The sequence below is a fragment of the Viridibacillus arenosi genome, from assembly GCF_001955655.1.
GTDB classification, from domain to species: domain Bacteria; phylum Bacillota; class Bacilli; order Bacillales_A; family Planococcaceae; genus Viridibacillus; species Viridibacillus arenosi.
The window spans coordinates 136522-161977 of record NZ_MSPW01000010.1 but is presented as its reverse complement, the minus strand read 5'-3'; the positions used below and the strand labels follow the sequence as shown (position 1 = coordinate 161977).

The window sequence follows — 25456 nt, the reverse complement described above, 5'->3', positions numbered from 1 at the left end:
TTCAATATTATTATCGCGGGGTGGAGCAGTTCGGTAGCTCGTCGGGCTCATAACCCGAAGGTCACAGGTTCAAATCCTGTCCCCGCAACCAATCGGGTCAGTAGCTCAGTTGGTAGAGCATTAGATTGAAGCTCTAAGTGTCGGCGGTTCGATTCCGTCCTGACCCATACATAATTAAGAGTTATCCTAATAGTCTAATTGACTTGTAGGATAACTCTTTTTTGTTGTCTGATTTTGAATGTGATGTAGAGCTGTACGACAAACACTTAGGAAGTATAACTGCTATTTACTTTCTTCATCCATCTAAGAAAATGCGAATAAATTGATCGCTCTCTTGAACAAGGTCGTAATCTGCTCCGAAGAGCAGCCAGTCGTATAATGTACCACGCATGCATCTACTAATTAGTAGGGATGTTCTTCTAACTTGGATATTATTCGGAAGCTTTATGATTGTTGGGTTACTATTATCACTAATTCTAGCAATTTTCGCACCTGATACGAGGAAGGTCACAAAATATGAGGATCATGTAGAAGATCATGTAGATAGTGATGAAAGAATAATTTTAACTTCTACAAAGCCATTAGAAATTGACTGAAAGAATATCTAAGAGTTAATGTGAATAACTAGATATAGCATCTAATCGAATAAAAATACTATATTACATTTTGAAAAGCTTCCGATATATCGTCGGAATCTTTTTCATATGTTAAGAAGAGGTTTTATTAAGGTTTATTAATAAAAACTATATCATCTCTTTTTAAGAAGTGTAATTTTACATCTTTTTTAACAAAAGTTATTGTTTTGTGTAAAGGTAATGTGTATAATGACGTGTATATTAAGTAGGAGGTGAGTGTGGGTGCATTCAAATGATTTAGAGAAAAGACTAATTGAGTTAGAGCAGGAAGTTTCCATATTAAAGAGGGATATGGCTCAGCTACAAAATCAAATCAATCCACGAACCAAAAGAGTAGAAAAAGCTGAAATCATACATACAGAAATAAAACCTGCTATTAAGAAAGAGCCGCTTAAACAGGAGCCTGTGCAGAAAGTGAAAGTAAATAAAACACCACTTCAAGAACCTAAAAAAGAAATGTCTATAGAAGAGATGCTAGTTTGGTCATTGCCAAAAGTTTTTATGATTATGATAGTATTTGGCGTTTTATGGGGATTAAAGTTAATCAGTGATTATGGCATTCTAGCTAATGGTTTTAAAATTGCATTAGCCTACGTATTCTCACTTGTTTTAGTTGGGTTAGCATACTTTATGGAGTATAAAAAGAAACGTCAAAAAGCACTGTATATTACGCTTTATGGTGGTGCATTTATCATCGGTATTTTGACGACGGCTGCTGGAGCCATTTTGTATGATGTTTTGTCATTACTGATTGCTCTGCTCGTTGCAATGTTATATATTGCATACGGAATTGTTATTAGTTATATGAAAAAGAGTGAAGTACTGACTGTATTTGTAGCATTCACATCGCTACTTCTGCCATATTTACTTGAGTATATGGCATTTGGTGAGACTATTATATTAGGCTTTATTGTTTTATTATTTGCTTGTTTACAAATTGTTATTTGGAAGCATCAACAAATAATTGCACTGTATACAGGGTTACTTTTTTCTCAAATGGCAGTATTAATTGTTGGTTTTATGAATAATTATCAAGAGATTGCATTTGGTTGTACATTTTTAATTGTATTAGGAATCTTCATGTATAGTTGGATTCGGTTTTATGAAGTTGAACAAAAAATATCAACATTATATGAGAGTCTATTGTTTGGTATTAGTATGATTAGTTTATTTTTCATTAATCTACTAGCAGTTAATTATAATAGCTATTTCTTACTAGTTTACATGATTGGTTTCATCGGACTTGGAAGTTATGCTTATTTGAAAAAGCAGAGAAGACTTTTGGATGTTTTCATTACTGTGGCATTAGTTGCTGCGATGAATTTCGTTGTTCAGTTAGAATTGGCAACTAATTTGAAAGAGTTCTTATTACCATTTACCGCATTTGTAAGTTTGCTTTTAGCTTTGCGTTTACGTGCCAGCTTAATGAAAATAACAAATTCGCTCATATTCACTCTTACTGTTTTGTTTGTCTTTTTAGATAGTTCAGTCGATCCATTTTGGCGCTTCGAAAATATCAATCAATTACTCATTATTGTATATATGCTAGTCTTATTTATATTTGCAAATCGTCCAAAAGGTAAATTAGGGCGTTTTGAAAAAGCAATGGAAGAGTTTGCAATATTAGAGATTGTACCGATTTTAATTAGCTTGTATGTATTCTCCTATATTGCTAAGGTAGATTATGGCTATTTTCATATAGAAGGTGAGTTACCATACTTCTTATTAATTGTCTTAGCTGTTACAACTATTGCATTGCTATTTATAAAGGAGAAATTTATCGGAAGGTTTTTACCAGTAGTATTCCTATTTAGCTTCTGCTATTCAATGATCTATGTTTTCCCCTTAGATGAATTGTCTGACCAGGTAGTTGTCAAAAATATTGTCTTGAGAATAGTTTATGTAGTTATATTTAGTTACTTACTATATTCAATTTATAAAGGGAAAAATTACTTTGGAAAATGGCATGAAATATTAAGAAAATCCGTGGAACCAATTATTTCTATTGGACTTCTTGTAGATATGATTGCAGTTATTACATTGCTATCACAAATTCATACAGTTTATTATTTCGGTGAAAGATTCCTATATACAGGGCATACGATTATTATTCTTATTACTGCATGTATTGCCCTATGGATTAGTTCGAAAGGACAGCAAAAATTCATCCGGTATACTGGATACAGTCTATTAGTTTTTGGAATAGCAAAATTAATCTTCTTTGACCTTTCATATTTGGATTTACTCATTCGAGCAATTCTCTTTATTAGTATTGGTGGATTTGGCTTGTGGTTGTCGAATAAGTTATTACAAAAAGAAGAATGATAGTGGTAGGTATGTTTCTTTAAGTAACATATTTTTACTAAAAAACAGACTAACTCATGATGTGCAATCTTGAGTTAGTTTTTTTGGTTTTTATAACTTTGTATTCATATATGAAGCACATCGATAGGTTTAATGGTATGTAAATTTCTGAATACATTAATTTTTTTGTGAATAAAGTTATGGTAAATTAATACTATATTTTTTGGTTTTATAATGTATAATTCTATATAGTGGTTATTTAACAATAATCGATTAAATACCACTAAATTCTTTTTATTATGGTTCTGAAAATTGAGGTTTTTAATAAATGGATATATACAAAGTATCCATCTTTTATAGAATTACTAAAACCAAACAAAGGAAGTGCAAATGAAGTTGGGGAAAAAATTAGGCTTTAAAAACTTCAAAACAGTAAGAGCAAAAATATCATTTGGCTTTATAATCGTAGTACTTATAATGACAGGATATAATGTTTATAGTTATGTTATGCAGCAAAACTCAACTAAATCAACGAAGGAAATTGTTGAGGTTGAGTTAGAAATATTAGCAGCAGATGATGAGCTGGCATCATCATTTGCAAATCGGACGGCAGCAGCTAGAGGTTATATTATTTCCGGTGATAAAAAATATAAGGAAAAATTTGATGAATATACAGATATCGCTGAAGAAAATGCGGCGATTGTTGCAGGATTAACTTCTTCTATAAAATTAGATGAAATAGTTGAAAAAGCAAGAGTGTGGCAAACATATATAAAAGAAGATGTATTTGAAGAATATGATCGTGGAAATAAGCAACTAGCTGCAGATAACCTGAAGTCGGTGGATGAACAAGCCAGTGAAATACAGGAAGGTTATGAAGAGTTAGCGAACACTCGAGAAGAGGCTATTAAGAAAATAGGTAAAGAGATGATTGAGAATGGAGAAAATAATCAATTAATAAGTATTATTTCAACTATATTACTTACTATCATTTCAGTGATTGTAGCTTATATAACTGCCCGAATAATCGTAAAACCAATCAAACTCGTGGCAAAACGCATGACGGAGATTTCGCAAGGTGATATAAGTCAGCCAGACCTTCCAAAAACGTCTGAAGACGAGATTGGACAATTAATTGAAGCGACCAATTCAATGAGTAAAAATGTTCATGAAATATTGAGTAATATTCAAGATGTGTCCAATCAAGTTGCTTCAAATAGTGAAGAACTTGCACAATCTGCATTAGAAGTAAAAACGGGTAGTACACAAATAGCATTAACTATGCAAGAAATTGCTGAAGGAACTGAATCCCAAGCAAGTAACGCAAGTGATTTAGCAACAGTGATGGAGTCATTTACTCAAAAAGTAAAAGAAGCAAATTATGAAGGTGAGAAAATGAACAATCATACTTCGAATGTTCAAAGTCTTACACATGAAGGCAGTAAACTAATGATAGATTCTACTGAACAAATGCGTAAAATTGATGGAATCGTTCAAGAATCAGTGCGAAAAGTAGAGAATTTAGCAGTGCAATCTTTAGAAATTTCAAAATTGGTATCTGTAATTACAAGTATTGCAGATCAAACAAATTTACTTGCTTTAAACGCAGCAATTGAAGCAGCACGTGCTGGTGAACAAGGAAAAGGTTTTGCTGTCGTAGCTGATGAAGTACGAAAGTTAGCTGAACAAGTAACGCTCTCAGTAACTGATATAGCTGGTATTGTTCAAAAGATACAACAAGAAACAAAAAATGTAACAACATCACTCCAAAGTGGTTATGAAGAAGTGATTCAAGGAACAGAACAAATCGCCTCTACAGGAGAGACATTCAACAATATTTCAAATGCTATTAGTGATATGATTGATAATATTAATGTCATTTCAAATAATTTAAGTGGTATTTCTCAAACAACTTTACAAATTAATCACTCAATTGATGATATTGCTGCTGTCTCTCAGGAGTCTGCAGCAGGAGTAGAGGAAACTACTGCAACTGTTCAACAAACAACAAGTTCGATGGAAGAAATTTCGAATAGCTCAGATCATCTAGCTGAACTTGCAGAAGAACTTAATTTACAAGTACAGAAATTTAAATTGTAATTTGCATAAAAAACCAGGTTCTCTATCGAGAATCTGGTTTTTTTATGGATATTAAAGAAATGAGCTTAGTTGTTTGGATATTTAAGTCTTTAACTTCAGAGGTTTTGTGAGAAAATTAATAAGAAGTACTAAGGAAATTTATATTAGAGACGAATTTTTGTTTGTCTTCTGATTTTGTAAGTTATTTACTTATTAATACTTAACTTTGTTATTATAATAAAACCAATATTATTATTTGTCGACGTACTGATAATATGAAATATTATATAGAATATGTAGCAATGATAAAGGAGAATATAATGTACACAATTGGACAAGTCGCTCAATTTTTAGGTGTATCTAGAGATACCTTGAAATTTTATGAAGAAAAGGAATTAGTAAAACCTAAGCAAAATATTGTGAATGGGTATAGAAAATATAATCATTTTGATATATATGATATAACAACAGTAAATTTCTATAGAGAAATTGATATTGAAATTAAAAAAATCCAGGAATTAAGAAAAAGTAAGAGTATAGAGGGAATAAAATCATTATTAGAAGAGAAAGAACAAGATGTTTTAGAGGAAATAGAATACAAAAAGCTTCTTTTAAAAAAGATTCAGATAGTAAAGGAAGATTGCGAAAAAATTAAACAGTTTTTAGGGGAATATACAGTACAAGAAATGAAGCCTTTAGAAATAAAAGGAGAAATAAAACATTTTACTGCGTATGATGAATATGAAACTCTAAAAAAGAACACAGACAGCTTAAAAAAAGCAGTTACTCTAACCTCTTTAAGAAGAGTTATAAATTTCAATGATGAAGGTATGATTGAAGATGGATTTTTAATTGTAAGAGAAGTAGAAGACTATGATAAAGAAATAAAAGGTGAAATTCTATCTCATCCAAAATGTATTTATACAGTTATTGAAGATGGAAGATGGTCAACTGGTGGAAAAAGTATTGATCATAGCGTTGAAGCAAATTTAAGAAAAGTAGCAATAGAAAAAGGGTGCGAACTTTTAGGGATAGTTTATATAAATCTATTACTTACCACTTATGAAGATGAACTTGAACGTACATTTTTAGAAATTTATGCACCTATAAAATAATTCGGGTATGTATTGACCTGTGAGTAACCCCCAGGTTTAAGCTGAAGGTATCGGTAAATATGAGCGCTATTATATTTACGAAATACTTAGTTTGAAGCGGGGATTATGTATGAAAAGGGAAAAGAAACTAAAAAAACCAGTAGCAAGTTTTATTCTACTAACCAATATCATTTTTTTGCCACTTTTTTTTCTTGTAGGAGCCATAAGCATGTTAGGATACCCTGCATGGGTCTTTGATGTAATGTTCTGTATATCATCTTGGTCCTCGACATTTGCTTTTGCCATCCTATTTAAAAAAATCTATCCTCGGCAAAGTTTTATACAATTTGTAAAAGATAAATTTAAGAATAAACTTAAATTTTCTGTGATTCTTACTGTGATTTTGATTCAAATCTTCATATTTTTGATGATTTTGTTTCTCGTATCTAATAATAGTGAGGTAGACTCTATTTTTACTATTTCTTCTTGGGGCATGTTGATCTATTTCTTTTTTAAAAACCTTATTGCAGGGCCACTAGGTGAAGAAATAGGGTGGAGAGGCTTCGCTCAAATTGAGCTCCAAAAGATGCATTCACCATTAAAAGCATCGATAATCATAGGGTTTTGGTGGGGTATGTGGCATCTACCCATATGGTTTACTACAGGGTTTGTGGGCATTGATTTAATCAAATATATTTTATTCTTTATGATTTCAATCATATCCATTAAGATCGTCATGACAGCATTTTATAACTTAAATCAGAATTTAATCATCCCAATCATCATCCACCAATTTTTTAATTTTTTTATTGGCATTATAAACGGAAACTTATTCGATTTAATCATGTATAACGCAATTTTTTATTTAGTAGTAGCACTTTTAATCATCGTTATTAATCCAAAGAAAGTATTGTATGGAAGGGAATATACAAACGTTATTAATCGAAAGCATTTCATGATTTAGTGATAGTTTGTCCAGCTATACACTTAATAACGAGAGCATTGTTGATTAAGGTTTAATGAAATTTCAAACTTTATTATATAGAAATGTATCTATTACATTAAATAAGAGCATGTTTTGAACATTTGACGTTCATAACATGCTCTTTTATTTGCTTAGAGGTTTCTCAAGGAGTTTTTAAACATAAATTACTCTGCTGTTGTTACTTCGGATTGATTACGATTATCTTTATTGAATTTTACTTGACTAATGATATAGCAAAGTACAACACTAACAACAAAAAAGATTGATAAGGTGATTAGCGCAGAAGACATACCTGATGCCATTCTACCATCGTAATAAATCAGTGAACGCATACCGTCTACTAAATAATGCGTTGGTAAAATGTTACTAAAGAATTGGTGAACAGACGGTAAAATATTGATTGGAATTGGTCCGCCACTTGCAAATATTCCCATCATATTAATAGGGAAGGCGATCAATAAACTCCATCTACCGAAGTATAGATTGAATACTTGGAAGAACATGAACATCGTCATAGAACCGAAAATAAGAAATCCTAATATCGACAATAAATTTGCTGTATGCCCAACATTATAAACTGCAAAAGTACAAACTACTAATAAAATTGACATGAGTGCAGTCATACAAATACCAAATATTATTTCTGCATTTAAGACTGCATGTTTTTTTATTTTCATGCCATGTGTTTTTAAGGCTGTATACATTGAATCTACATAACCATTTACCATTTGAGACCCCATCATACCTGTAATCATGCATAATAATGCCAATATAAAAGGTGTCATCCCATTATCATTTTTGACGACAGAAATATTTTTTTCATTAATTTGAATAGGATTTGCTAAAACGAGTGCATTTTCTGGTGAAAGGGTAGATTTTGAGCTATTCAATGATCCTGAAATTTGCTCGGTTACACTTTTGGAAATACTTGTTGCGACTGCTTGTAAAGAAGATTGTGCTATCCCAGAAGCAAATTGTCCTCCAGCTTTGTTTACAATTAATTCAAGTTCTGCTTGTTTTGTATGCTTTTTATTTTGTAATAATTGACCTTGTAACTGAAGCATTGATTTTGTGTAATTCTTTGGAATGATTAATGCAGCGTATGCTTTATTGTCTTCAAGAATAGCTAAGCCTGCTTCTTTATTCGATGCAGTCTTCCATTTAATAGCAGTACTGTCCTTGGAACTAGCAATATTTGTACTGATTAGTTTGCCCATATCAATTTTCAGCCCGTCCACTTTTCCACCTTCGTCTTCATTAATAATAACGATAGGGAAATTTTGAACATTTGGTGTTGCTTTAGAGAAAATTGGAATGTAGATGACTGCCATAATAATCATCAGTGCAGATACCATCCAGACAGGCGTCCACATACTTTTAGTCTTTAAAAATCTTTTCATACATAATACTCCTCGATTTCATGTTAAAATAATTTTGTTATTGATACTATTAATATCATAATGATAGTATTGCTATCAATGTGATAAATACAATATCATGAATAGCTATAATATTACAATGAAAAAGTATAGAATGACGATTTTGACTTTCATCATCCTATTTGATAGAATCACTAGCGTCTAGAAGAACGGTAAAAAGGAGAATGTACTACTATGGATCCTAAATCTCGATTAGAAAAAGAACGATTAGAAGGGAAACAAAAACGAATTATTGAAATGGTAGAAGCAGCTGATCGAGTATTTGCAAGAAAGGGTCTTGAAAAGACTACAATGCAAGACATCGCAGATGAAGCAAGTATTGGCATAGCTACTTTGTTTCGATATTTTCCCAAAAAAGATAGGATTATTGTTGCAGTAGCCGCAAAATCACTTGAATCTAATTTAGTTGTTTTTCAAGAAGTTTTAGATAAACCTGGTACTTGTTACGAAAAGATAGAGCATTTATTTGATACATTTATAGCTTTTAACGAACAGAAGGAAAGTCGGATTAAATTTATAGAAAGTTTTGAAACATACGTAGCCCAATCAACTGAACCTTTTGAAGGAATGGAGGTCTATAATGCTGCTTCCAAGCAACTTGTAGATATCTATTATAAAATAATCGAAACTGGTAAAACAGATGGCTCTATTCGAACAGATATACCGATTACGGATACGCTATCAACATTGTCAAATGTGTTCGGTATTTTCGCGAAGAAATTATCACTTCATAGAAGCATACTTATGCTCGAATCAAATGTACCATCTGAGACGCAATTACTTATTCTAAAAAATATTTTCCTTAGCTATATTAAGAACGATTAAGCAATCACTTATACTTCAAACCTACATTGGATTCCTTCATTTTGAAGGTTTCTTTTTTTATGTTCAGAATGTTTCTTCCCTCAAAAAACCACTTAAATCCCTTTATAATTGAATTTCCTGATTATAGAAAAGTAAAGATAAGACATCTTGTCTATTCTTGTATAAGAAGTACACACATATTGTCCAATTAATAGAAAACGTTTTCAAAATATAATTAATATCAGAATATTCATAACTATTATTTAGTTTGTATTCGCTTTCCTTATGAACATTTGAAAACAATTAAGAAGGGGAGATTACATGAATTTAAAAGTAGAAAATGAGACGTATTTACGAGACCGAGAAGCTGTTATTCAATTAACGCGGGAGCTAGTACAAATTCCAAGTGTATATAGAGAAGGTATTGCAGATGCAAATGAAACAAAAGTGGCGTTATATGTTGCCGAATATTTAAAGAATATTGGTATTCAAACACATATTGAAGAAGTAGTACCTGGTAGACCAAATGTTATTGGCATCATCGATTCAGGTAAACCGGGTAAAACACTTCTTTTTGAAGGGCATACGGATGTTGTAACAGAAGGAAATGTTGATGCTTGGACGTACGGTCCTTTCAGTGCTGAAATTGTTGATGGACGGATGTACGGAAGAGGAACGAATGATACAAAAGGTAACTTGGCGTGTATGATTACCGCTGTTCAATCGATTCTAAAAGATAAAGAAGAGTTTTGTGGAAAGATCATTTTGTGCATACCTGTTGATGAAGAAGGGATGATGCTTGGCATTAAACACTTCATCAAACAAGGTTGGGCAGATGGTGTAGACGGGGCTATTATTTGTGAACCTGAAGAAAATAATGTCTGTATCGCTCAACGAGGGGCAATGCGTATTAGAGTAGACGTATACGGCAAGATGGCACACGGAGCAATATCATGGAGTGGAATTAATCCAAATTGGCGAATGGCGAGATTAATAGTAGAACTTGAAAAGCTTGAGAAGGAAGAGCAGGAAAGGTTAGGGGAGGACCCTTACTTAAAATGGCCATCTATTACGCCAACAATTTTGCAAGCACCTGTAAAAGGGGATGCTCAGATTAATGTTATTCCTGATCATTGTATGATGACACTCGATATTCGTACCGTTCCAAAACAGGATCATGATGAATTATTAAATAAAATCAATGCAATCATCGCAAGATTAAAAAATGATGACTCTGATTTTAATGTAGAATTGACGATTTTAGATAACCGACCATCTACATTTACTGACACAAATCATCCAGTTGTTCAAGCGGTTTATGATGCTGTCAAAGAAGTGACAGGAGAAGAACCAATTTATAATGGGGTGCCTGGAGCGACAGATGGTACGTTTTTACACATGCATGGTGTACCGATTGTCACAATTGGGGCAGGAGATAGAGAAATTCCACACCAAATCAATGAGTATGTAGATATTGAGGAATTAGCGGTTACAACGGCTATTTTTAGAGATGCAGCATTACGCTTTTTAAAGGATGGGTGTAATGTAAATGACTGAATTTAAAATTGCGGTAATTCCTGGAGATGGAATTGGTGTTGAAGTAATGGAGGAAGCATTAAAGGTGTTGTCTGTCCTCGAAGAACATGAACAGAATTTTGTGTTGCATAAGGAAAATTTCGAGTGGAGTTCGGATTATTATTTGGAACATGGAAGAATGATGCCGGAGGATGGGCTTGTAACACTACAAAGCTATAACGCTATTTTATTTGGTGCTATTGGTGATGCTAGAGTACCAGATGACATAACAATATGGGAATTAATAATGCCAATTCGTAAGCAATTCCAGCAATATGTAAACTTTAGACCTGTGAAATCATTACCTGGCATAACATCACCACTTAGCAATGGGGATGATATCGATTTTGTCATTTTCCGTGAAAATGCAGAAGGTGAATATTCAAATAGTGGCGGTCGTATGTTTGAGTCTCAACAATCAGAGATGGCCATTCAAAATACTATTATGACTACAGCGGGTATTGAAAGAATCGTTAAAGCTGCATGTGAATATGCAGAGAAAAATGGTAAAAAGAAAGTTACGAGTGCTACGAAGTCTAACGCAATCATCCATTCTATGAAACTTTGGGATGAACATGTTAAGAGAATAGTAAAAAACGAGTATCAAAACCTTATATTAGAATCGATTTATATTGATGCTCTAGTTGCATATTTCGTACAACGACCACAATCATTCGAAGTTGTAGTCGCTTCCAATTTATTTGGTGATATTTTATCAGATCTTGGTTCAGGAATTGTCGGGGGGTTAGGCCTTTCTCCTTCAGCAAACATTAATCCAGAAAAACAGTTTCCTTCTATGTTTGAACCTGTTCACGGCTCTGCACCGGATATTGCAGGGAAGGGAATCGCTAATCCAATAGCGCAGATTTGGTCAGCAGCTTTAATGCTTGACCATCTAGGGAGAGAAGATCTTTCAACAAAAATAATAAATGCGATTGAACTGGTACTCCTTGAAGGGAAGATAAAAACAGCAGATATTGGTGGGAATGCTACAACGGCACAAATGGGTTCAGCCATCTCAGCGAAAATAATAGAACAGTATGCTCTTAAAGAGAATGAGGAGTCGAAAATATGGACTTAAACAATAAAGTTATAGTTGTGACAGGTGCTGGTGGAGGAATGGGGAAAGCAATTGTTTCTCAACTGCTCGAACTAGGAGCGTATGTTATTGGGGTTGATTTATCAACTGAATCATTACAATCAATTCAACATCCTAATCTTCACACACATGCAGCGAGTGTCTTAGATGAAGAACAGATTGCTGAAATTTTCTTTCAAGTTCACAAGGACTTCGGAAAAATTGATGGCTTGGTAAATGCGATTGGTATTGCTCAAGCAGCAACGCCTATTGAAGATGTGACATTGAGTCAATGGCATAAACTCATGGATATTAATGCGACTAGTCTTTTCATTTCATGTAAGGAAGCAGTCAAATATATGAAACCGAATCGCCAAGGATCAATTGTCATAATTGCATCGATTTCAGCTGTAAGACCACGACCAGGTTTACAGTCATATATTGCTTCAAAAGGCGCAGCAGAAAGTTTTTCAAGAGCAATGGCTATCGAATTGGCGCCTTATTCCATTAGAGTAAATACCATTAATCCAGGGCCAGCGGATACCAAAATGCTAGGTCAATTTGCTGCCAAAGATGCTGATATCAGCACCGTCAAAGAGGAAGTATTTAGAAAAAGTGTTCCTCTTGGTGAATTAATCGAGCCTGAAGATATCGCGAATGCAGTTACTTACTTATTATCCGATCGAGCGAAAATTGTAACAGGGGCAACATTGAATGTGGATGGCGGAAGAGGCCTGTAATGAAGAGAGGTTGTGAAGAAGATGAAACGGATTTCAATGCTAATCAATGGAAAATGGGTTGGTGACGACTCTAATGAGTGGTTACCAGTCTTCAATCCATCAAATGGAGAACTGATTGCTGAGATAGTTAAAGGTAAAAAAGAACATGTGGATGAAGCAGTGCACGCAGCCCAAGTGGCGTTTGAAAGCGATGAATGGAAAAAGGTAAAGCCTTATGAACGAGGGCAACTGTTAGTTAGGCTTGCAGCGCATATTAGAAATAATGCTGAGCAATGGAGTAAGTGGGAGTGTGAAGATGTAGGGAAACCAATTTCACAAGCCAAAGCTGATGTAGAAGCGGCCGCTAGATACTTTGAATTTTACGGTGGAGCAGCAGATAAAGTAATGGGAGATACGATACCGATTGAAGAGGGGATATTAAATGCGACTGTCTTAGAGCCAGTTGGCGTTACAGCACATATTGTCCCTTGGAATTATCCTCTTCAAATCACTGCGAGAAGTGTTGCTGCAGCAATTGCTACAGGGAATGCTGTTATTGTAAAAAGTGCAGAAGATACGCCTCTTACTACACATGCAATTGCAGAATGGTTTGCAGAAAGTGAATTACCTAAAGGAATATTTCAACATGTTACAGGTCTAGGTGCTGATGTCGGTGGGCCGTTAGCGGGACATCCAGGAATTCACCATATTACCTTTACGGGCTCCGTTAACACAGGTATTTCTGTAATGAAAGCCGCTGCAGAAAACGTCGTACCCGTGACGCTTGAGCTTGGTGGTAAATCTCCAAACATCGTATTTGCTGATGCAAATGAAGAGTTAGCTCTTGAAGGAATAGTTAGAGCCATTATTCAAAATGCTGGGCAAACATGTTCTGCGGGGTCTCGATTACTTATTGAAGAAAAATATAAAGACCATTTTTTACGGAAATTAACAGCTAAGTTTAATGAATTGACGATTGGTCCAGGTATTGATGACAGAGAAATTGGACCAATTTTAAATAAAAAGCAATTCGATCAAATTATTAACAAGATACAGGATGCAAAGCCAGCAGGGAATATAATCGCTGGTGGAGAATCAGTTACTATTAGTGGTTCTGAAGGTGGCTATTATATTCAACCAACTATTATAGACGGGCTGGACAATAATCATCCACTAGCAAAGGAAGAGATTTTTGGACCGGTATTAACAGTTTTCACTTTTGAAACAATTGAAGAAGCAATAGCATTGGCGAATAGCACGGATTATGGACTGGTCGCTGGTATTTGGACTCGAAATATAGACGTCGCTCATTATGTTGCATCCAAGGTGAAATCTGGCCAAGTATTTATCAATAATTATGGTGCTGCAGGAGGAGTACAGATGCCTTTTGGTGGGTATAAAAAAAGTGGGATTGGAAGAGAGAAAGGTTTCATCGCATTAAGAAACTACACCCAAGTGAAAAACATAGCAGTGAAGTTTTCGATTTGAACTTGAAATTGAGGTGAACTTATGGAAAGTCCACAACTACACATTGAACCTTCAAAAAGTACAAATGATCAACTATTAGAAGTCAAAGGGTTAAAAACTTATTTCCATATAGGAAAAGGTAAAATAGCTAAAGCAGTAGATGATGTAAGTTTTGCCATAAAAAAAGGTGAAACCGTAGCGTTAGTTGGAGAGTCTGGCAGCGGCAAGAGTATCACGTCATTGTCCATAATGAGACTTATTCCTAGTCCACCAGGTGAGATTGTAGAAGGTTCTATATCCCTTGAAGGAAGAGATTTACTTTCGCTGTCAGAAGATGACATGACGAAAGTTCGAGGAAATGAGATAGGTATGATTTTCCAAGAACCAATGACCTCTTTAGATCCAGTTTTTACGATTGGAAATCAAATCGTCGAATCGTTAATGAAACATCAAAAATTAAAGAAAAAAGAAGCTTACGAAAAAGCTGTCGATTTATTGAAAATCGTTGGATTTGCTAGAGCAGAAAAAATTATTAAAGAATATCCACATCAATTATCAGGTGGAATGAGACAACGGGTTATGATTGCCATTGCAATGTCCAATAACCCGAAACTACTCATTGCAGATGAACCGACAACTGCACTAGATGTAACGGTTCAAGCTCAAATTCTTAATTTAATGATTGATATGAAAGAACAATTTGGATCTTCTATATTACTCATCACGCACGATATGGGTGTTGTAGCCGAAACTGCAGACAGGGTGCTTGTCATGTATGGAGGGCAAATTGTTGAAGAGGCACCTGTTAGAGATCTCTTCTTGAAAACGAAGCATCCCTATACAACAGCATTATTAAGGACAATTCCAAATATTGATGTGGACTTAAAAAGGTTAGAATCAATACCTGGGAATGTACCGCCTGCACATTTATTTCCAAAAGGATGTCGTTTTGCAGCACGATGCACGCATGCAATGGCAAAATGCCTAGAAGAAATACCTCGACTTTTAGAAATCGAAAATAACCATAAAGTTAGATGCCACCTCTATGCTAGTGAAGGGGGAGCTGTAGAATGAGCGAGAGAGAAAAAATACTTGAGATAAAGCATTTAAAAACCTATTTTCCGATTAAAGGTACTCTTTTTAAAGGGAAAGCAGGACTTGTAAAAGCAGTCGATGATATTAGTTTTGATGTATTCAAAGGTGAAACTTTAGGGATTGTAGGAGAGTCAGGTTCTGGTAAATCCACTTTAGGAAGAACCATCCTACGTTTAACTGAACCTACTGATGGTGAAATCATTTTTGAAGGAAATCATCTAGAACATTTAGGGAATCGTCAACTACAAAACCATCGTCAACATATGCAAATGGTTTTTCAAGACCCGTTCGCTTCTTTGAATCCAAGAATGCGTGTGGAACAACTTGTAGGAGAGCCTATAGCTGTTCAGAAGATCTTATCAAAAGCTGAAAGAACTAAAAAAGTAGAGAGTTTAATTGAAAAAGTAGGCTTACCAAAAGAAGCGCTCGCAAAATTTCCTCATGAATTTTCTGGAGGACAAAGACAGCGCATTGGTATTGCTAGAGCATTGTCGATGAATCCGAAATTTATTATTGCCGATGAGCCTGTATCAGCACTCGATGTATCTGTGCAATCGCAAGTGTTGAACTTAATGTTGGATCTACAAGAAGAATTCAATTTGACTTATTTATTTATTTCTCATGACTTAAGTGTTGTGAAACACATTAGCGATCGTGTAGGTGTTATGTATTTAGGAAGAATTGTTGAAATCGGACCTAAGCATGATATTTATAATAATCCGCTACATCCATATACTCAGGCATTATTATCTGCAATTCCTGTAGTGAATTTCGAAAAGAAAAGGGAGAAAATTGAGCTAAGCGGAGAACCTCCAAGTCCATCTGACCCTCCAACGGGCTGTGCGTTTCATACGAGATGTCCGAAGGCGTTTGATCGTTGTAAAGTTGAACGTCCTGAACTTATTCATATAGAAATCGGACAGCAAGTTGCCTGCCATCTATATTCACAAGAAGATAATAAAAAGTTTTCGAATGCAGAAAGTAAAGTTCTCGAATTAACCAAACTAAATTGATTGAATATTTCGAAAACAGTTCAAGGAGGCGTGTTCATGAGCTTTGGCAATATAACAGATGTACCAGGTATTAAGGTTGGTAACGTAGAAAATATAGAAGCATTAACAGGGTGCACGATTATCCTTGCAGAAGGTGGGGCTGTTTGTGGGGTAGACGTAAGAGGATCAGCCCCAGGTACTCGAGAAACAGATTTACTTGATCCAATTAATAGAATTGAAGAAGTTCATGGTATTTGCTTATCGGGTGGAAGTGCATACGGTTTAGATGCAGCTTCAGGTGTTATGCAATATCTTGAAGAACAAGGCGTTGGACTTGATGTCGGTGTCGCAAAAGTACCAATTGTTCCGGGTGCAGTGCTTTTTGATCTACAAATTGGTAGCCCAAATATTCGCCCCGATAAAAAAATGGGCTACGAGGCGGCCACGCAAGCCAAGAAGGGAATTTTCTCTTTTGGAAATGTAGGAGCTGGTTGTGGTGCTACAGTGGGGAAGATTACAGGACCGGAACATTGCATGAAAGGTGGTCTAGGTAGTACTTCAATAGAATTAGAAAATGGTTTCGTTGTAGGTGCACTAGTTGCTGTTAATGCGGTTGGAGATGTCAGGGATCCACTGACGAGAGAAATACTAGCAGGTCCAATCGATGCTAATACAGGGCTTATTATTGATAGCCTTAAGTTTATAGAAGAAAATTTATCAGGTAATGCCCTACCCGGATCTAATACAACAATTGGATTAGTAGCAGTCAATGCAAAATTAACAAAAGCAGAAGCAAAAAAGGTTGCTCAAATTACTCAAAATGCCTTAGCTAGAACCATTTTCCCAGTACATACTATGTTGGATGGGGATACGGTTTTCGTGCTAGCTACTGGAGGAGAGTCTTATCCAGTAGATTTCGTAGGTAATATGGCAGCAAAAGCAATGGAAGAAGCTATAATCGTTGCTATTAAAGCTGCAAATGAGGTTAAAGGTGTACCAAGCTATCAAAGCTACAACAGCAAAAAGAATTTGGAAATGCCGACATAAAATATCTTTATTCAAAGAGGGGGCTATTTGAACATGAAGAGTACAAAGAGGCTAATGATTGTCGCAATGATTGTTGTCTGTATGTTTTTAATCAGTGCTTGTTCGGGAGGAAAAGAAAGCGGAGAGGGTAGTTCAGGTAACGGGAAAACACAAGAAATCAAAGTAAGGGTAAATGATGATCCTGACTTTCTTGACCCGCATTTAGCTACAGCTTCCATTTCATTTCAAATGATTCTAAATATGTTCGAAGGGTTATTTGCTCCAGAAACGGACGGGTCATTAAAACCAGCAATTGCTGAAAGCTATGAATTATCAAAAGATGGTTTGACTTATACATTCAAAATCCGACAAAATGTAAAATTCCATAACGGTAGCGTCTTAAAAGTAGATGATATCCTCTATACATTTGAGCACCTAATGGGGACAAAAAATGGCAAGCCTCTTTCAGGTAACTTTGGCAATGTAGAATCTGTAAATGCTCCTGATGAGTCTACAGTTGTTATTAAGCTTAAAGAGCCAAATTCTAATTTCCTTTATTCTCTAACGGCTTTACAATCTGCAATCGTACCTAAAGATAATGATGGCAAACAAAATGAAAATCCAATTGGAACTGGCCCATTCAAATTTGTTAAGTATACACCGGGATCGAATTTAGTTTTAGAAAAAAATTCGGATTACTGGCAAGAGAACATACCTTATCTAGATAAGGTAACATTCGCATTCCAATCAGATGATAACTCTGCAGTAATGAGTTTGATAGCTAAAGAAGTAGATTTAACAGGAGTTCGTGGACACCGATTATCTGAGGTTGAAAATGATTTTAACATCAGTCACCAAAATAACAACTCAGCCTTAGTCATTACGTTTAATGAAGAAAAAAAGCCATTTAATGATGTAAAAGTTCGTCAAGCTATCAATATCGCTATTAACAAACAGGATGTTATTGATTCTGTCTATTCTGGATACGCTACTCGTCTTGGTTCTAATATGAGTCCAGCAATGGGAGATTACTATCTTGACGGATTACAAGATGTCTATGCACGTGACATTAACAAAGCTAAAAAGTTATTGTCTGAAGCAGGTTATCCAAAAGGTTTTAAAACAAAAATCACAGTATCTTCACATAATGACATGTACTCAAATATCGCTCAAATTGCTGCTGAAAACTTAAAAGAAATTGGCATCGATGTTGAGATTGAAGTCGTAGAGTGGGGAATTTGGCTAGAGCGTGTGTATTTTGGAAGAGATTATGAAATGACAACAATTGATTTAACGGGTAAACCGTCAGCATATGAAATCTTAAATGATTATATTTCTACAAATGACAAAGAAAACTTCTTCCGATTCAACAATAAAGAGTTTGATAAAGTCATGGCAGATGTATTAAAAGAAACGGATCAGAAAAAACAAATTGAGATGTATAAACGTGCTCAAGAAATTTTAAGTGAACAATCTACTGCAGTATATATTGCTGACTATCAAGTGCTATGGGCTGCAAATAAAAAAATTGAAGGACTAAAAAGTTATCCATTCTGGTTCCACGACATGTCAGAAGTGAAGTTTACTGAATAGAGGGGAAGAATAGACATGGCCTATATCATCCGAAGAATTATATTATTTGTTGTGACAATGGCAATGGTATCTTTTATCACTTTTGCAGTTTTTCAAATTTTACCGGGTGATCCGATTCGTACAATGTTAGGAACAGAGGCAGATGAAGTGCAAGTAGAGACACTAAGAAAAGAACTCGGCTTGGACCAACCGCTTTATGTTCAATACTTTGAGTGGGCAAAAGGTTTAGTTACAGGTGATTTAGGAGAATCGATACGATTTTCTATGCCAGTAAAAGAATTGCTCATGGATCGCTTACCGGTCACGATTTCATTAGCTGCGATTACACTGCTTATTGTAATAATTGTGGCTATCCCTTTAGGAATTTTTGTTGCAAAAAGACAAAATAAAATGAGTGATGTTGTATTTTCTTCCATCACTCAGGTAGGGATGGCTATCCCTTCTTTCTGGTTGGGAATGTTATTAATCTTATACCTAGGAATGAATTTTAGTTTCTTCTCAATTAGTGGGTATGTACCTTGGACAGAAAGTATAGCAGGGGCGTTAGGTGCAATATTATTACCTGCGCTGACAATTGCTATTCCTCAAATCGCTGTAAAATTCCGCTATGTTAGGAATGCGATATTGGAACAGCTAAGGTTGGATTATGTTCGAACAATACGTAGTAAGGGAATTACAGAAAAGTTTGTAATGTATAAACATGTTTTAAGAAATTCGATGATTCCAATATTAACGATATTCGGATTAATAACAGCTGAAGTTGTTGCAGGAACAATTATTGTAGAACAGGTTTTTGCTCTTCCAGGAATTGGCCAATTATTAATCACTTCGATTGGATATCGTGATTTTCCGTTAGTACAAGGTATCGTAATGTACATCACATTTGTAGTAGTATTTATCAATTTCTTCGTAGATATTTTATATTCTGTCTTAGACCCAAGAATAAGGTTAAATTAAGGAGGGCCATATGAAAACATTAATGGGTAATGCTAAAAATATTAATTTAATAATTGGCCTCTTCATTTTGATATCTTTTCTTCTATTAATGATCGTGAGTTTTTTCTATACGCCACATGATGTAACTGCTATGAATGTCGCTAATAAGTTAAAGGGACCAAATAGTGAGAATTGGTTTGGAACCGATGAATTCGGCAGAGATATCTTCAGTCGCATTATGAAAGGCACTCAAACAGCCTTTTTTGTAGGCACATTAACGGTAATGATTGGTGTTGTCTTTGGAACACTTATTGGTGGGATAGCTGGATATGTTGGTGGCTGGGTAGATGAGGTTTTCATGAGAATCATGGATGCTTTAATGGCTTTTCCAGGGATTATTCTGGCATTAATGCTAGTAGCTGTGTTTGGTTCAGGGATTGTTAATACATCGATTGCACTTGGATTAATCGCCATTCCTAGTATTGCCCGAATTGCTCGTAGTGGTTTTGTACAACACAAAGAATACGAGTATGTTTTATCAGCAAAGTTAATCGGGGTAAAACCATTCAAAATTATGTTCCGTCATATACTACCTAATGTTTCGTCACCTTTGATAGTAGCGGCATCTGTTAGCTTTGGAGTAGCAATGTTGGCTGAAGCTGCACTAAGTTATTTAGGACTAGGGGTTAAACCGCCAGATCCTAGTTGGGGCCGGATGTTAAAAGACTCTCAAGCTTTTCTGAAAAGTGCACCATGGTACACTTATGCGCCTGGCATTGCCATTACATTCATGGTATTAGGGTTTTATATGTTAAGTAATGCAATCCGAGATATTTTAGATCCAAGGTCAAACTAATCCAGCGAAAATAAAAAAACCGGTTTTCTCTATACGAGAAAAACCGGTTTTCCTTCGTTATTATTTTGTTTAAGCAGTAACTGATAGGCTTTAATAGCAACTTCAAGTGCAAGACGGTTGGATGGCTCCATAAAATTCGAACCAAGAAGTGTTTCTAGTTTTTCTAATCTATTATATAACGTTTGCCTTACGATAAAGAGACGATCTGCTGTTTCATTCTTAACCCCATTACATTCTAAATAAATGCAAAGTGTTGTAAATAAATCACTTTCATACTTTTTATCATAGCTTAAAATAACGTCTAAATAATCGTGAACGTAGTTTTCAAGTTGTTTACTCTCAATTAACAATAGTAGCAGTCTATTGATACCAAGATCATTATAGAAATAAGTGTTGACAATGTCAGATTTTTTCAATGTAATGGCTTTCTTTGCCTCTACATAACCTTCTTTTACTTGAGCTATATCCTTATATACTCTACTCACGCCAAATTTACATTCATTCCCGCAAAATGTACTAGTATCTTTCATATCCTTGATACTTTGTATGATTTGATCAAATCTATCAGTTTTCTCTTTCAAATGATCTGCTGCTATAAACGATGCAATGACTACTATTTCAGTCCTTTTAGAAGAAACAGCTGGAAAAAATCCATGCCTTTTGAAAATGGAGCGAACTAACATTGAGCGTTGCAACTTTAACTCTTCCCAGTCTTCTTCAACAATGTTGATCTCCTCGGAATTTAACTGCATTACAAATATTCTAAAGTACATATTTCGACTTGCAGCAGGTAAATAAGTTTGGACGTCATCCTGTTCATAGTCTCTGCCTTTTATAAGGTTTTGTACAAGTTCATCTTCCATGTTTTGTTTGCGTTCTTGAATAGTTCTATTACGTAACAGAATTTGTGCAATGGCAAGGGCTGCTCGATCTAAAATAAGAAAGAAGAACTCATTTGATAAGGGTTGTTGTACTTGTAAGCAAAGATGCCCCCAAACTTGTCCCAATCCTTTTACAGGCATAAGGGCAAAGGTTTGAGTAGAAAGAGTGAAATTTCTTTGTACTGTCATATCAGATGGTGAACTTTCTATAAAAGAACGAATAGAAGTTTCTAACTCTTTTATTTCAGAAGGGTAATAATATGATTTTGAATTATCCGTTATAAACAAAACACCTTGTCGGAAGTAATGATTCAATTCTTGAAGAATTTTCAGGATTCCGTTAGGGCTTAATGAGAGATCGATAAATTTTGTGGACAGTGTATCAAGTTGGGAAAGCCATTGGTGATGTTGGTTAATTATTAACGTATGTAAATCTTGAGTAATGTCGACAAAACGTACAACCTCTTCAAAGATAATCAGAGGGAAATCATGTTCATCTGCTAATTTTATAAGCTCAATAGGAATTTCTTTAAAATAAGGACCGATTTCAATACACATACCAGCTGCATTTTTTTCTATTAAATTTTCCAAGTAACTGATTTGAGTAGTAAGGTCGAGTTGAAGTCCAACACCAGTTGTTAAAATTAGTTCGCCCCCATTTATCAGTGTTTCGAATTCCTTTATTTCTAAAATATGCGACCATTTCACTTGATTACTTAAACCTTTTGAACCTGCTATTACTTTTGCTGATTTGAACGATTTTCTTTCTAATATGTCTTGTATAGTTAAAACAAATTCAATCATTCCAATAGCCCCCCAATAAGTTAAAAAAAGTCTAACATGAGTGTACTTTATGTAAAGTGTAACTATTCTAAATAATCTGTAAAATAAATTATGAGGTTAATTGTTAATAACGTCAACTTTAAAGAAAAGTAGAATAGGAGGACGTATATGAATAAGGTAATCACTGAAAAGAAAACGCTTTCAAATTTTATTAATGGACAATGGGTAAAATCGTCCACAGAAAACTACATTGAAGTGCCAAATCCCGCAACTGGAGAAATATTAGCCGAAGTTCCAATTTCAACTCAACAAGATTTGGAAAAAGCAGTAGAGGCTGCAAAACAAGCTTTTACTTCATGGAAGAGAGTTGCTGTTCCTCAGCGTGCTAGAATCTTATTTAAATATCAGCAATTATTAATAGAGAACTGGGATGAATTAGCGAAAATTATAACTGTTGAAAATGGTAAAAACTATACCGAAGCATATGGCGAAGTACAACGAGGGATTGAGTGCGTAGAATTTGCAGCAGGCGCTCCTACACTAATGATGGGCCATCAGTTACCTGATATTGCAACAAGTATTGAATCTGGTATGTATCGCTATCCTCTAGGAATAGTAGGGGGGATTACGCCGTTTAATTTCCCAATGATGGTACCATGCTGGATGTTCCCTTTAGCAATTGCGAGTGGTAATACGTTCATCTTGAAACCTTCTGAGAGAACACCACTTCTAGCAAATTATCTAGCAGAATTGTTACATGAAGCAGGACTACCAGCAGGCGTATTTAATCTTGTCCACGGTGCTCATGATATCGTGAATGGCATTCTTAGTCATCCAGATATTCCAGCCGTATCATTTGTTGGATCCCAACCTGTGGCAGAATATGTCTATAAAACTGGTACGTCAAATGGTAAGCGAGTTCAAGCACTAGCTGGAGCCAAAAATCATACAATTGTTTTGCCAGATGCAGATATGGACTTAACAGTAACGAATATAATTAATGCAGCATTTGGATCAGCAGGAGAAAGATGTATGGCTTGTGCAGTTGTTGTAGCAGTTGGCGATATTGCAGACGAACTAGTAACAAGATTAGTAGAGGAATCAAATAAATTAACAATAGGGGACGGCCTGAAAGAGGGTATTTTCCTCGGTCCGGTCATTCGAGATTCCCATAAGGATCGAACAATCCAATATATTGAATCTGGCATTGAAGAAGGTGCAACGCTATTACGAGATGGTCGCAATGATCAACCTTCTGATGGTGGTTATTTTGTTGGTCCAACTATTTTCGATCATGTAACACAAGAGATGAAAATCTGGAAGGAAGAAATATTCGCTCCTGTTTTATCAATTGTCCGAGTAGATACATTAGATGATGCAATCTCATTTGCAAACAAATCTGACTTCGCAAATGGAGCATGTATTTTCACTGATAGTGCAAAAGCTATTCGTCAGTTTAGAGAAGAAATCGATGCAGGAATGTTAGGTGTCAACCTTGGTGTTCCAGCTCCGATGGCATTTTTCCCATTCTCAGGTTACAAAAAATCATTTTATGGAGACCTACATGCGAATGGTCGTGATGGAATTGAGTTTTACACACGTAAAAAGATGCTAACAGCTCGTCATGAATTCTAAAATAGAAGGGAAGCGAAAGCATGGAAACTGTAAAACAGCCAACACAATCTTTAGTTGAAAAAGATCTTCAAAATGTCTGGCATCATATCTCAGCTTACAATGAAAAAAGTCAGCCTATGATCGTCGATAGAGGTGAAGGAGCTTGGATCATCGACCACAATGGCAATAAATATCTCGATGGAATGTCCGGGTTATGGGCTGTAAATGTAGGGTATGGTCGTGAAGAATTGGCACAAGTGGCTTACGATCAAATGAAAAAATTAGCCTATGTGCCGATGACGCAAAGCCATGAACCAGCAATCGAGCTAGCAGCCAAGTTAAATGACATGCTTGGTGGAGACTATATGTTCTTTTACTCGAACAGTGGCTCTGATGCAAATGAGGTAGCATTTAAAATTGCTCGTCAATATCACCAGCAAAACGGTGAAGGAGCTCGCTTTAAATTTATCTCGCGTTATAGAGCTTATCATGGCAGTTCAATGGGGGCATTGTCAGCTACAGGGCAAGCGATTAGAAAATATAAATATGAACCACTTTCACACGGTTTTTTACATGTAGCACCACCAGATAATTATCGCCGACCAAAAGGGCAATCGATTAAAGAATACAATCTCCAACGTGCCCAAGAACTTGAAGATAAAATTATTTGGGAGCAAAAAGAGACAATTGCAGGAATTATTATGGAGCCGCTTATTACAGGTGGTGGTATTTTAATTCCTCATCCTGTCTATCTCGAGAAAGTTCAAGAAATTTGTAACAAACATGGGGTACTCCTAATTATTGACGAAGTAATCTGTGGGTTTGGAAGAACCGGTAAAGCGTTTGGGCATCAGCATTTTAATTTAAAACCGGATATTATTACAATGGCAAAAGGACTGACTAGCGCCTATTTACCACTCTCAGTGACAGCTGTTCGAAAAGAAATTTATGAAAAGTTCAACACGGGAGAAGAAAATAGCCATCTACGTCACCTCAATACATTCGGAGGAAATCCGGCGGCATGTGCAGTGGCGTTAAAAAATATCGAAATCATGGAGAGAGAAAACTTATTCGAGCGCTCGGCAGAACTAGGTGATAGACTTCAAAAAGAGCTGAAAGAATTAAGTAATCATCCTTATGTAGGCGATATTCGCGGCCTTGGATTTCTACTAGGCATTGAAATGGTTGAAGATAAAATAACGATGGAACCAGCATCTAACGAACGTGTATTGAAAATTGTCTCTGATTGTAAGGGAAATGGCTTAATCATTGGTAAGAACGGGGATACTGTAGCTGGTTATAACAACATCCTTACGATTAGCCCACCACTATCTTGCACAGATGAGGATCTCGAATTTATGATAGCCGTTCTTAAAAAAGTTTTTAAAGAGAATGAATAAAACATAATCATATTAAGCCACTCCGTTTATTTGGGGTGGTTTTTTTGTGGTCTGATAGGGTGAGGAGTGTGATTTTGGGGATTGGTGCTGCTGGGAGGAGG

The 25456-nt window shown here is 35.4% G+C and carries 21 protein-coding genes and 2 tRNA genes; 20 read left to right on the top strand and 3 right to left on the bottom strand.

The annotated features are described in order from the left end of the window. The first annotated feature begins 14 nt into the window (after window positions 1–14). Together BK137_RS16940 and BK137_RS16935 are read left to right on the top strand one after the other, a co-directional pair. A tRNA-Met gene (locus BK137_RS16940) sits at window positions 15–91 on the top strand. A 3-nt stretch (window positions 92–94) separates the two neighbouring features. After that, window positions 95–167, top strand: a tRNA-Phe gene (locus BK137_RS16935). 128 nt (window positions 168–295) lie between these two features. Here BK137_RS16935 and BK137_RS22835 read toward each other — a convergent pair. Continuing rightward, on the bottom strand, window positions 296–511 hold the full coding sequence (locus BK137_RS22835) for a hypothetical protein (RefSeq protein WP_143691076.1): 216 nt from the start codon (window positions 509–511) through the stop codon (window positions 296–298). Between BK137_RS22835 and BK137_RS22395 the strand changes: the two genes are divergently transcribed. From BK137_RS22395 to BK137_RS16915, 5 genes are all read left to right on the top strand, one after another. Beyond that, entirely contained in the window at window positions 447–596 is a 150-nt protein-coding gene (locus BK137_RS22395) for a hypothetical protein (RefSeq protein WP_162148722.1), read from the top strand. The genes BK137_RS22835 and BK137_RS22395 overlap by 65 nt on opposite strands. Window positions 597–857: 261 nt before the next feature. After that, entirely contained in the window at window positions 858–2960 is a 2103-nt protein-coding gene (locus BK137_RS16930; RefSeq protein WP_038189660.1) for a DUF2339 domain-containing protein, read from the top strand. A 369-nt stretch (window positions 2961–3329) separates the two neighbouring features. Further along, window positions 3330–5039 carry a methyl-accepting chemotaxis protein gene (locus BK137_RS16925; RefSeq protein ID WP_038189657.1) on the top strand — a complete coding sequence of 570 codons (1710 nt, stop codon included), beginning with the start codon at window positions 3330–3332 and terminating at the stop codon, window positions 5037–5039. A 299-nt stretch (window positions 5040–5338) separates the two neighbouring features. Beyond that, window positions 5339–6133, top strand: a complete 795-nt coding sequence (locus tag BK137_RS16920) for a MerR family transcriptional regulator (protein WP_038189654.1) — start codon at window positions 5339–5341, stop codon at window positions 6131–6133. A 109-nt stretch (window positions 6134–6242) separates the two neighbouring features. Then, window positions 6243–7076 (top strand): CPBP family intramembrane glutamic endopeptidase, encoded by an 834-nt coding sequence (locus BK137_RS16915; RefSeq protein WP_038189651.1) that lies wholly within the window; start codon window positions 6243–6245, stop codon window positions 7074–7076. Between the two features lie 185 nt (window positions 7077–7261). Here the strand turns inward: BK137_RS16915 and BK137_RS16910 are convergent, their stop codons facing one another. Continuing rightward, window positions 7262–8497: a YhgE/Pip domain-containing protein gene (locus BK137_RS16910; protein WP_038189648.1), complete on the bottom strand. Its 1236-nt coding sequence runs from the start codon at window positions 8495–8497 to the stop codon at window positions 7262–7264. Between the two features lie 213 nt (window positions 8498–8710). Between BK137_RS16910 and BK137_RS16905 the strand changes: the two genes are divergently transcribed. The 11 genes from BK137_RS16905 (at window position 8711) to BK137_RS16855 (ending at window position 20677) form a co-directional block, all read left to right on the top strand. Continuing rightward, window positions 8711–9361 carry a TetR/AcrR family transcriptional regulator gene (locus tag BK137_RS16905; protein ID WP_038189645.1) on the top strand — a complete coding sequence of 217 codons (651 nt, stop codon included), beginning with the start codon at window positions 8711–8713 and terminating at the stop codon, window positions 9359–9361. A 300-nt stretch (window positions 9362–9661) separates the two neighbouring features. Continuing rightward, on the top strand, window positions 9662–10897 hold the full coding sequence (locus BK137_RS16900) for a M20 family metallopeptidase (protein ID WP_038189634.1): 1236 nt from the start codon (window positions 9662–9664) through the stop codon (window positions 10895–10897). Next, window positions 10890–11996: a tartrate dehydrogenase gene (locus BK137_RS16895; RefSeq protein WP_038189626.1), complete on the top strand. Its 1107-nt coding sequence runs from the start codon at window positions 10890–10892 to the stop codon at window positions 11994–11996. Before BK137_RS16900 ends, BK137_RS16895 begins: the two co-directional genes overlap by 8 nt. Then, entirely contained in the window at window positions 11987–12733 is a 747-nt protein-coding gene (locus BK137_RS16890; protein WP_038189624.1) for an SDR family NAD(P)-dependent oxidoreductase, read from the top strand. The genes BK137_RS16895 and BK137_RS16890 overlap by 10 nt, the downstream gene beginning before the upstream one ends. A 21-nt stretch (window positions 12734–12754) precedes the next feature. Further along, complete coding sequence (locus BK137_RS16885) at window positions 12755–14200, top strand: aldehyde dehydrogenase family protein (protein WP_038189622.1); 1446 nt, start codon at window positions 12755–12757, stop codon at window positions 14198–14200. Between the two features lie 21 nt (window positions 14201–14221). Next, entirely contained in the window at window positions 14222–15253 is a 1032-nt protein-coding gene (locus BK137_RS16880) for an ABC transporter ATP-binding protein (RefSeq protein WP_051448824.1), read from the top strand. Then, the gene (locus BK137_RS16875; protein ID WP_038189620.1) at window positions 15250–16287 is read left to right on the top strand and encodes an ABC transporter ATP-binding protein; all 1038 of its coding nucleotides are present in this window, start codon (window positions 15250–15252) and stop codon (window positions 16285–16287) included. The genes BK137_RS16880 and BK137_RS16875 overlap by 4 nt, the downstream gene beginning before the upstream one ends. 36 nt (window positions 16288–16323) lie before the next feature. Further along, window positions 16324–17313: a P1 family peptidase gene (locus BK137_RS16870; RefSeq protein ID WP_038189618.1), complete on the top strand. Its 990-nt coding sequence runs from the start codon at window positions 16324–16326 to the stop codon at window positions 17311–17313. A 33-nt stretch (window positions 17314–17346) separates the two neighbouring features. Then, the gene (locus BK137_RS16865; RefSeq protein ID WP_038189616.1) at window positions 17347–18885 is read left to right on the top strand and encodes an ABC transporter substrate-binding protein; all 1539 of its coding nucleotides are present in this window, start codon (window positions 17347–17349) and stop codon (window positions 18883–18885) included. 15 nt (window positions 18886–18900) lie between these two features. Next, window positions 18901–19842, top strand: coding sequence for an ABC transporter permease (locus BK137_RS16860; protein WP_038189613.1), 942 nt, complete (start codon window positions 18901–18903; stop codon window positions 19840–19842). Between the two features lie 10 nt (window positions 19843–19852). Beyond that, a complete protein-coding gene (locus BK137_RS16855) occupies window positions 19853–20677 on the top strand; it encodes an ABC transporter permease (protein ID WP_038189611.1) in 825 nt (274 codons plus the stop codon). Between the two features lie 29 nt (window positions 20678–20706). On the opposite strand, the gene BK137_RS16850 is transcribed toward BK137_RS16855, so the two are convergent. After that, a complete protein-coding gene (locus BK137_RS16850; RefSeq protein ID WP_038189599.1) occupies window positions 20707–22362 on the bottom strand; it encodes a PucR family transcriptional regulator in 1656 nt (551 codons plus the stop codon). A gap of 147 nt (window positions 22363–22509) precedes the next feature. Between BK137_RS16850 and BK137_RS16845 the strand changes: the two genes are divergently transcribed. Both BK137_RS16845 and BK137_RS16840 read left to right on the top strand, forming a co-directional pair. Then, window positions 22510–23976: a CoA-acylating methylmalonate-semialdehyde dehydrogenase gene (locus tag BK137_RS16845; RefSeq protein WP_038189597.1), complete on the top strand. Its 1467-nt coding sequence runs from the start codon at window positions 22510–22512 to the stop codon at window positions 23974–23976. 20 nt (window positions 23977–23996) lie between these two features. Beyond that, window positions 23997–25355: an aspartate aminotransferase family protein gene (locus tag BK137_RS16840; protein ID WP_038189596.1), complete on the top strand. Its 1359-nt coding sequence runs from the start codon at window positions 23997–23999 to the stop codon at window positions 25353–25355. Window positions 25356–25456 lie beyond the last annotated feature (101 nt).

What these genes read in the sequence shown, in the direction of transcription:
- BK137_RS22395 (WP_162148722.1), top strand. Translation starts at nt 447, where the DNA reads ATGATTGTTGGGTTACTATTATCACTAATTCTAGCAATTTTCGCACCT.
- BK137_RS16925 (WP_038189657.1), top strand. Translation starts at nt 3,330, where the DNA reads ATGAAGTTGGGGAAAAAATTAGGCTTTAAAAACTTCAAAACAGTAAGA.
- BK137_RS16920 (WP_038189654.1), top strand. Translation starts at nt 5,339, where the DNA reads ATGTACACAATTGGACAAGTCGCTCAATTTTTAGGTGTATCTAGAGAT.
- BK137_RS16915 (WP_038189651.1), top strand. Translation starts at nt 6,243, where the DNA reads ATGAAAAGGGAAAAGAAACTAAAAAAACCAGTAGCAAGTTTTATTCTA.
- BK137_RS16910 (WP_038189648.1), bottom strand. Translation starts at nt 8,497, where the DNA reads ATGAAAAGATTTTTAAAGACTAAAAGTATGTGGACGCCTGTCTGGATG.
- BK137_RS16905 (WP_038189645.1), top strand. Translation starts at nt 8,711, where the DNA reads ATGGATCCTAAATCTCGATTAGAAAAAGAACGATTAGAAGGGAAACAA.
- BK137_RS16900 (WP_038189634.1), top strand. Translation starts at nt 9,662, where the DNA reads ATGAATTTAAAAGTAGAAAATGAGACGTATTTACGAGACCGAGAAGCT.
- BK137_RS16895 (WP_038189626.1), top strand. Translation starts at nt 10,890, where the DNA reads ATGACTGAATTTAAAATTGCGGTAATTCCTGGAGATGGAATTGGTGTT.
- BK137_RS16890 (WP_038189624.1), top strand. Translation starts at nt 11,987, where the DNA reads ATGGACTTAAACAATAAAGTTATAGTTGTGACAGGTGCTGGTGGAGGA.
- BK137_RS16885 (WP_038189622.1), top strand. Translation starts at nt 12,755, where the DNA reads ATGAAACGGATTTCAATGCTAATCAATGGAAAATGGGTTGGTGACGAC.
- BK137_RS16880 (WP_051448824.1), top strand. Translation starts at nt 14,222, where the DNA reads ATGGAAAGTCCACAACTACACATTGAACCTTCAAAAAGTACAAATGAT.
- BK137_RS16875 (WP_038189620.1), top strand. Translation starts at nt 15,250, where the DNA reads ATGAGCGAGAGAGAAAAAATACTTGAGATAAAGCATTTAAAAACCTAT.
- BK137_RS16870 (WP_038189618.1), top strand. Translation starts at nt 16,324, where the DNA reads ATGAGCTTTGGCAATATAACAGATGTACCAGGTATTAAGGTTGGTAAC.
- BK137_RS16865 (WP_038189616.1), top strand. Translation starts at nt 17,347, where the DNA reads ATGAAGAGTACAAAGAGGCTAATGATTGTCGCAATGATTGTTGTCTGT.
- BK137_RS16860 (WP_038189613.1), top strand. Translation starts at nt 18,901, where the DNA reads ATGGCCTATATCATCCGAAGAATTATATTATTTGTTGTGACAATGGCA.
- BK137_RS16855 (WP_038189611.1), top strand. Translation starts at nt 19,853, where the DNA reads ATGAAAACATTAATGGGTAATGCTAAAAATATTAATTTAATAATTGGC.
- BK137_RS16850 (WP_038189599.1), bottom strand. Translation starts at nt 22,362, where the DNA reads ATGATTGAATTTGTTTTAACTATACAAGACATATTAGAAAGAAAATCG.
- BK137_RS16845 (WP_038189597.1), top strand. Translation starts at nt 22,510, where the DNA reads ATGAATAAGGTAATCACTGAAAAGAAAACGCTTTCAAATTTTATTAAT.
- BK137_RS16840 (WP_038189596.1), top strand. Translation starts at nt 23,997, where the DNA reads ATGGAAACTGTAAAACAGCCAACACAATCTTTAGTTGAAAAAGATCTT.